Consider the following 6,412-nt stretch of genomic DNA (forward strand, 5'->3'; position numbering starts at 1 on the left):
GGTGTGCTGCCCGGTGCCTCGGCTAGTCGGATTCCGGCTCGGTGAGCAGCGGGTAGACGCCGTTCTCGTCGTGGTCCTCACGGCCCGTCACCGGCGGGTTGAAGACGCACAGGCAGTGGAAGTCCTCCTTGACGCGCAGCGTGTGCTTCTCGTGCCCGTCGAGCAGGTACATGGTGCCGGGGGTGATGCGGTACGTCTCACCGTCCGTGTGGTCGGTGAGCTCGGCCTCGCCCTTGGTGCACACCACGGCCTCCACGTGGTTCGCGTACCACATGGCGGTCTCCGTACCCGCGTACAGGATGGTCTCGTGCAGCGAGAAGCCGACGCGCTCCTTGGCGAGCACGATGCGCTTGCTCTCCCAGGTGCCCGACGCGGCCTTCACGTGCCGGTCGGTGCCTTCGATGTCCTTGAACGAGCGGACGATCACGGTGAGTCAGTGCCTTTCTTGCGAGGGGGGTTGGTACGAGGGGGGTCAGGCCGTCTCGCGGACGGCGCGGGTCAGGGTGCGCAGGCCCTCGTCGAGCTCGTCGGCCGTGATGGTCAGGGCCGGCAGGAGCTTGACGACCTCGCTCTCGGGGCCCGACGTCTCGATGAGCAGACCGAGTTCGAAGGCGCGCTTGGCGACCCGGGCGGCGCGCTCCTTGTCGCGGAACTCGATGCCCCACACCAGGCCGCGGCCGCGGTACTCCACGACGTCGGCGCGGTGTTCGTCGACGAGCGCGACCAGCGTCTGCTCGATCTGCTCGCCGCGGGCGCGGGTCTGCTTCTCCATCGCGGGCCCGTCGGACCAATACGTCTGGAGGGCGGCGGCGGCCGTCACGAACGCCGGGTTGTTGCCGCGGAAGGTGCCGTTGTGCTCGCCCGGCTCCCAGACGTCAAGCTCCGGCTTGAAGAGGGTCAGCGCCATCGGCAGTCCGTAGCCGCTGATGGACTTGGAGACCGTCACGATGTCCGGCGAGATGCCCGCCTCCTCGAAGGAGAAGAACGCGCCGGTGCGGCCGCAGCCCATCTGGATGTCGTCGACGATCAGGAGCATGTCCTGGCGGCGGCAGAGGGCTTCGAGGGCGCGCAGCCACTCGGCGCGCGCCACGTTGATGCCGCCCTCGCCCTGCACGGTCTCCACGATCACGGCGGCGGGCTTGTTCAGGCCCGAGCCCTGGTCCTCCAGGAGCCGCTCGAACCACAGGAAGTCGGGGACCTTGCCGTCCAGGTAGTGGTCGAAGGGCATCGGCGTGCCGTGCACCAGCGGTATCCCGGCGCCCGCCCGCTTGAAGGCGTTGCCGGTGACCGCGAGCGAGCCGAGCGACATGCCGTGGAAGGCGTTCGTGAACGACACGATCGACTCGCGGCCCTTGACCTTGCGGGCCAGCTTCAGCGCGGACTCCACCGCGTTGGTGCCCGTCGGGCCCGGGAACATGACCTTGTACGGCAGGTCGCGCGGGCGCAGGATCAGGTTCTGGAACGACTCCAGGAAGGCGCGCTTGGCGGTCGTCGACATGTCGAGGCCGTGGGTGACGCCGTCGCGCTCCAGGTAGTCGAGCAACGCCCGTTTCAGGACGGGGTTGTTGTGCCCGTAGTTGAGCGACCCGGCACCGGCGAAGAAGTCCAGGTACTCGTGGCCGTCCTCGTCGTACATGCGGCTGCCCTGCGCGCGGTCGAAGACAGTGGGCCAACCGCGGCAGTAGCTGCGCACCTCCGACTCAAGGGTCTCGAAGACGCTCAGGTCCGGCTGGGTGATGGTCACAGCGAATCTCCTGGGAGATGAAGGGGCGTGCGAGGAGTGAGGAGAGGAGGGGGAGGCGGTGCGCCGCAGCGGCTCAGGGGGCCAACGGGCCGATGACGTACAGGACTTCGGGCTCGTGCCTGCCGTCGTCGCCGGGGAACAGGGCCGCGTCGAACAGGACCGTGCGCTCGACGCCGGCGCCGTGCCGCTTCGCGTACGAGGTGAACAGGCGCTCGGACGCGGTGTTGCCCGGCGTGATGGTCGTCTCCAGGGTGGTGAGCCCGCGCGGCACCACGACCTTCGCGGTCAGCCCGTCGAGCAGCGCGCCGGCGAGACCGCGGCCGCGGTGCGCGTGGTCGACGGCCGCCTGCCAGACCACGAGGGTGCGCGGCGCGTCCGGGCGGACGTAGCCGGTGATGAAGCCGACCGGCTCGCCGTCGGCGTCCCGGGCCACCACGGACGTCGCCGCGAAGTCGCGGCACCACAGCAGATAGCTGTACGAGGAGTTGAGGTCGAGGACCTTCGAGTCACGGGCGAGGCGCCAGATCGCGGCGCCGTCGGCGACATCCGGGGTGTCGAGTCGCAGTCCTTCGGGCATTCCGAGGAAATTCGCTTGCAGGTCGGTCGGTAGATCGGCTTGTGCAGCGGTCATGCGGATTGAATTTACCGAGCAATTTCTGGGATTGCATCGAGGGAAGGGGTTACGTGGCGCGCCTTCATGTGTTATCGCGCAGGCGCGCCCGCCCGCATGAGATCTTTGGGGTTTGTGGTGATTTACCCGCGGCATTCCGGGCCAATCGGGCGTGATGTGGAGTGCGTCACAGCTCCGTATTGCGCCGATTTACGCTGACGAAACCCTAGTGTTTAGAGAGATGGAAAGCGGGCAGACGAATACGGGAAGCTGTTCTCTTAAGGAATTCATGAAGGCAGAGTTAAAGGGGCCTGAAAAGCGCCCTGCTAAACCTCGGACAAAAAACAACCCCGCCCGTCGGGCCCCTGACGGGCAGCCGACGGACGGGAAGCGGGGCGGGACGGGGCTAGGCCTGCCAGGTCTCGGTGACGGCGCGGCGGGCCGCCTCCAGGTCCACGGCGAGCCCGAGCTCGCCCATCGCCGCGCCGAGCGCCGCGATGGACGCGTGCACCGTGCCGCGGGTGGCGTCCGGGCCGTAGTGGTTGACCCGGATCATCTCCTTGGCGAGCGCCCCACCGCCGGTGACCAGCGGCAGCACCGGGTCGGCCGCGAGGGACCTGGCCACGAGCTCGGCCGCGTCGACCCCGCGCGGGGCGCGCAGTGTGGTCGCGACGGGCGCCGCGTCCCCGGCCTCGTACACGTACGGCTCCAGGCCCCCGCCGAGCGCCACCGCGCCGGCCCGCGTCGCCGCGGCGGCCGTCGCGTGCCGCGCCATCAGCGCGTCCAGGCCCTCGGACTCGATCCGCTCCAGGCACGCCTCCAGGGCGAGCATCTCCAGCTGCGCGGGCGCGTGCAGGAGCGCCTTGCGGCCGCCGTCGATCCAGCGCTGCTTCCAGTCGAGCAGCGACAGGTACGAGCGGCGCGGCGCCTGCGGGTTGGCGGCGATCCGCTCCCAGGCCCGCTCGCTCACCGACACCGCGGACACGCCCGCGGGCCCGCCCATGGCCTTCTGCGCGCCGATCACGCACAGGTCCACGCCCCACGCGTCCGGAAGCAGCGGCTCGGCGGCCACGGAAGCGACGGCGTCCAGCATGAACAGGGCGCCGTGCGCGCGCACCACCTCGCCGATCTCCGCGACCGGGTTGGTGTTGCCGGTCGCCGCCTCGGCGTGCACCAGGGACACGAAGTCGATCTCGGGGTGCGCGGCGAAGGCCTCCTCGACCTGCGCGGCGGTCACCGCCGTGTGGAACGGCACCGCGAGGTCGACCACCGTCGCCCCGCAGTCGCGCAGCCAGTCGCCGAAGGTCTGCCCGTACGGACCCGTGATCACGTTCAGGGCGGTGGTGCCGGGCCGTGCGGCGCCCCGGATGCAGCCCTCCAGCGGCAGGAGCGCCTCGCCCTGCATGATCACGACGTCCTGCCGGGTGTCCAGGAGCCGGGCGACGCGGTCCTCGATGGCGGCGAAGTGCGCGGCGCTCAGCGGCGCCAGGTCGAGAAGGGGGTGTGTCATGGTGCTTCGGCTCACTTCGCGCGGTGTCGGGACGGGCTGTCCCGACCGAGCCTACCGAGCACCCCAGGTCAGGTCCTACGCCTCCTAAGCTGCTGTCCATGAGCGATCACGCGGTGCTGCACGTGAAGGGGCGGGTGCTCGTCGGGCCCGAGGACGTACGGGACGAGCTGTGGGTGGTCGGCGGGCGGGTGACGTTCGAACGCCCCGCCGCACGCGACGCGGTGACGGTCGAGGGCTGGGTGCTGCCCGGCCTCGTCGACGCGCACTGCCACGTCGGCCTCGACGCCCACGGAGCCGTCCCGGCCGATGAGGCCGAGAAGCAGGCGCTCACCGAACGCGACGCGGGCGCGCTGCTCCTGCGCGACGCGGGCTCGCCGTCCGACACCCGCTGGATCGACGACCGCGAGGACCTGCCGAAGATCATCAGGGCGGGCCGCCACATCGCCCGCACCCGCCGCTACATCCGCAACTACGCCCACGAGATCGAGCCCGGCGACCTCACCGCGTACGTCGCGCGGGAGGCGCGCCGCGGGGACGGCTGGGTCAAGCTCGTCGGCGACTGGATCGACCGCGAGGCGGGCGACCTCACGGCGTGCTGGCCGCGCGGCGCCGTACAGGAGGCGATCGCCGAGGCGCACCGGCTCGGCGCCCGCGTCACCGCGCACTGCTTCGCCGAGGACTCGCTCCGCGACCTGGTCGAGGCGGGCATCGACTGCGTCGAGCACGCGACGGGCCTGACCGAGGAGACCGTCCCGCTGTTCGCGGAGCGGGGCGTCGCGATCGTGCCGACCCTCGTGAACATCGCAACGTTCCCCCGGCTCGCCGCGGGCGGCGAGGGGAAGTTCCCGAAGTGGGCGGACCACATGCGCCGCCTCCACGCGCGCCGCTACGACACCGTCCGGGCCGCGTACGACGCCGGAGTGCCGGTGTTCGCGGGCACCGACGCCGGGGGCTCCCTCGCGCACGGCCTGATCGGCGGCGAGGTCGCGGAGCTCACCAAGGCGGGCATCCCCGCGGTCGACGCCCTCTCCGCCGCGACGTGGGGCGCGCGGGCCTGGCTGGGGCGCCCCGGGCTCGTCGAGGGCGCGCCCGGTGACCTCGTCGTGTACGAGACCGATCCGCGAGCGGACGTACGAGTGCTCGCCGCGCCCCGGCGCGTGGTGCTCGCCGGCCGCGTCGTCGGCTGACGACCCTTCACGGGCACGGCGTTGACGGACGGTGACGAACGGGATGCCGGGCTCGTTGGACGGGGTCCCGCCGTGCCCGGTGCCCCACGCGCCGACGTGATGCGGGGGGTTCGGGGGAACGCCCGTGTCAGCCGATTCGAAAGCAGGGGCGGAAACCTCCCGATGGAGTGAACTCACGCCAGGTTGCTGCCCGTTCACTCTCAGTGCGTAAAGATGCCGGAGTCGGCGGCGCCTCCCGGCGCGCGCCGGCCTCAGTGGCGCCCCGCGCACGCGATGTCCCCGTGTGGCGTGCGCGGCGGCGCCTTCATGACTCATGTGGGGGTTCCACCACCTTGACCAGCAACGCCTTCCGCCGCCTGCCCACGCGCCGCATCGGCGCGCTCGCCGCCGCCACCGTGGTCGCCGCCGGTCCCGCGGCGCTCGGCACCGCGGCCACCGCGCACGCGACGGACGACCACCGAGGCGGCCGCGCCGGAGCCGTCGTGCTCCGCACCGGCCTAGAGGTCTCCCTGCTCAACAAGACCGTACGGGCACCGCTCAACGTCGCCCTGAACGACGTGAGCGCGCCCGCGAGCGCCAGCCGGACCACCCTCACCGCGAAGCTCGACGGCGTCGAGGGCGGGCAGCCGTTCAGCGTGCTCCGGGCCGACGTCGCCACCGCGCGCGCCACCGTGAAGGGCGGCACCGCCGAGGGCTACAGCAACGTCGCCCGCGCCAAGGTGCACGTGCCGGGCCTGCCGCTGCTGCCCCTGGTGGCGGTCGACCAGGTCACCTCCAAGGCCGTGTGCACCGCGGGCAAGCGGCCCGTCGCCTCGTCGACGTTCGTCGGCAGCGTGACCGTCCTCGGCAAGAAGGTCAGCGTCAAGTCCGCCGGTACGACCCAGGTGTCCGTCCCCGGCGTCGGCGAGGTCCGGCTCGACCTCTCCGCGACGCGCACCACGTCCCGTACGGCCGCCGCGACCGCGCTCCGGCTCCAGGTGTCCGTCGATCCGCTGAAGCTCGGCGTCGCCGCGGTCAAGGGCACGGTGACCCTCGCGGGGGCGACGTGTGAGGCCCCCGGGCCCGGGGCCAAGCCGCTGCCCGAGCCCCAGGGCGGGAAGCCCGCCGAGCCCGTCACGGCCAAGAAGGAGGCTCCCCGGAAGGACGACCTCGCGGAGACCGGGGGCTCCTCCCTGACGCCCTACGTGGCCGGCGGGGCCGTGGTCCTCCTCCTGGCCGGAGGCGGGACCCTCTTCTACACCCGCCGCCGCTGACTCCTCCGGGGCGCTTCCGCCGGGGGCGGGCCTCTCCCACCCACCCGCCCGTCACGGGCACCACCAGGCCCGGGCCGGAACCCCGCTGCTCCGCAGCGGCCCTTTCCC

At 72.0% G+C, this 6,412-nt stretch carries 6 protein-coding genes; 2 read left to right on the top strand and 4 right to left on the bottom strand.

Annotated elements, in window-relative coordinates; translation table 11 throughout:
* Positions 1–22: 22 nt before the first annotated feature.
* From IG74_RS0137530 to IG74_RS0137545, 4 genes are all read right to left on the bottom strand, one after another.
* A complete protein-coding gene (locus IG74_RS0137530; RefSeq protein ID WP_030686622.1) occupies positions 23–427 on the bottom strand; it encodes an ectoine synthase in 405 nt (134 codons plus the stop codon).
* A 45-nt stretch (positions 428–472) separates the two neighbouring features.
* Entirely contained in the window at positions 473–1,744 is a 1,272-nt protein-coding gene (gene ectB, locus IG74_RS0137535) for a diaminobutyrate--2-oxoglutarate transaminase (RefSeq protein ID WP_030686624.1), read from the bottom strand.
* A 73-nt stretch (positions 1,745–1,817) separates the two neighbouring features.
* Positions 1,818–2,375 carry a diaminobutyrate acetyltransferase gene (gene ectA / locus IG74_RS0137540; RefSeq protein ID WP_030686626.1) on the bottom strand — a complete coding sequence of 186 codons (558 nt, stop codon included), beginning with the start codon at positions 2,373–2,375 and terminating at the stop codon, positions 1,818–1,820.
* A 385-nt stretch (positions 2,376–2,760) separates the two neighbouring features.
* Positions 2,761–3,864 carry a pyridoxal-phosphate-dependent aminotransferase family protein gene (locus tag IG74_RS0137545; RefSeq protein WP_030686628.1) on the bottom strand — a complete coding sequence of 368 codons (1,104 nt, stop codon included), beginning with the start codon at positions 3,862–3,864 and terminating at the stop codon, positions 2,761–2,763.
* A 98-nt stretch (positions 3,865–3,962) separates the two neighbouring features.
* Between IG74_RS0137545 and IG74_RS0137550 the strand changes: the two genes are divergently transcribed.
* Positions 3,963–5,051: an amidohydrolase family protein gene (locus IG74_RS0137550; protein ID WP_030686630.1), complete on the top strand. Its 1,089-nt coding sequence runs from the start codon at positions 3,963–3,965 to the stop codon at positions 5,049–5,051.
* Between the two features lie 332 nt (positions 5,052–5,383).
* Positions 5,384–6,304: an SCO1860 family LAETG-anchored protein gene (locus IG74_RS0137555; RefSeq protein WP_051856214.1), complete on the top strand. Its 921-nt coding sequence runs from the start codon at positions 5,384–5,386 to the stop codon at positions 6,302–6,304.
* Positions 6,305–6,412 lie beyond the last annotated feature (108 nt).

The organism is Streptomyces sp. NRRL B-1347 (assembly GCF_000720325.1).
Taxonomy (GTDB): domain Bacteria; phylum Actinomycetota; class Actinomycetes; order Streptomycetales; family Streptomycetaceae; genus Streptomyces.